A 1,032-nucleotide genomic window follows, 5' to 3' on the forward strand; every position below is an offset into this window, starting at 1 on the left:
CCCCGTACTCAACCAGACTGATAGGATGGGATGACGGCAGATATCGAAGCATCGCCTCGGCTAGCCCGGCGTTCACCATAGCGAGGCCCACATCGGTATCGCCGATGAAGCACTGCCCGACCAAACGGCGATACCGATCCTGGTCGATGATATCGCAACGGACATGCTGTCCGTCGATCATCTTTCGAAGGTAACTGCGAGCAATGACACCGCAACGCCAGGTCTGGCCGTCCTTCAAGCCGGTCTGGTCTAGTTCGCATGCATCGATCGCAGCAATCCGAATGCGCTGCTGACGGATACTGATCGTGTCGCCGTCGATTACCCGCGCCTGGCCGGACCATGCCGACGGCTCGGCCGCCGCATCCATGCACCAGATTGCGGCCACGGCCGCCAATATCGTTCGAAATCTCAATTCAATGCCTCCATGGATTACGGGCTGCCAGCCCGAAAATCGAGCGGGCAAGATGAAGCTCGCCGGCTGTGGCGCGGTCCGTCATGGCCCGCAAGTAGCCGCCCGGCGATTTAACTTCCTGCCGGTCGTATTTCTGCAGCGTCACGGCGATTGCGATCGCTGCTTGCTGCTCGCCCATCTGTTCGATGGCGCGGCGGCGCGCATCATCGGAAATTCCCGTCAGGCGGCACATCTGCGGCACGAGCCGCGCCAGATCGGCCCAACTGCGGGGCAGGGCAAAGCCGTAGGCCTTTAAGGCCGGGATTGCCCGCACCAGGTCATGCAATGCCACTACCGCCTGCGGCTGGCGCTCTCGCCCCTTGACTTGGCGCAAGCCGCCGCCCAGGCTTGGTTCATAAGCCCTCTTGCTGGCGGAGCCAGCCTCTAGCAAATGAAGTTGTTCGGCGTCAGCCGAACGCCGATTATCATTACTCTCTTCAAGAGGATCAGGGTTTGTAGTCTGTTTGTGCATGCCGTTTTCGACATATGTGCATGTCGAATTTTCTGTTTCCGACGCAGATTCTGAACGGCGTGGAAGCTGCAACAGGCGCTCCACAAACCAGTCGAAAAGTGCCGAGGCA

At 59.8% G+C, this 1,032-nt stretch carries 2 protein-coding genes; both read right to left on the reverse strand.

The features are described from left to right. On the reverse strand, nt 1–367 hold a 367-nt coding region (locus tag EOA86_RS35970; RefSeq protein ID WP_164892383.1), incomplete at its 3' end, for a thermonuclease family protein. Nucleotides 368–413: 46 nt separating this feature from the next. Beyond that, on the reverse strand, nt 414–1,032 hold a 619-nt coding region (repC, locus tag EOA86_RS35975; protein WP_245497493.1), incomplete at its 5' end, for a replication initiation protein RepC.

The organism is Mesorhizobium sp. M5C.F.Ca.IN.020.32.2.1 (genome assembly GCF_004023105.1).
GTDB classification, from domain to species: domain Bacteria; phylum Pseudomonadota; class Alphaproteobacteria; order Rhizobiales; family Rhizobiaceae; genus Mesorhizobium; species Mesorhizobium wenxiniae.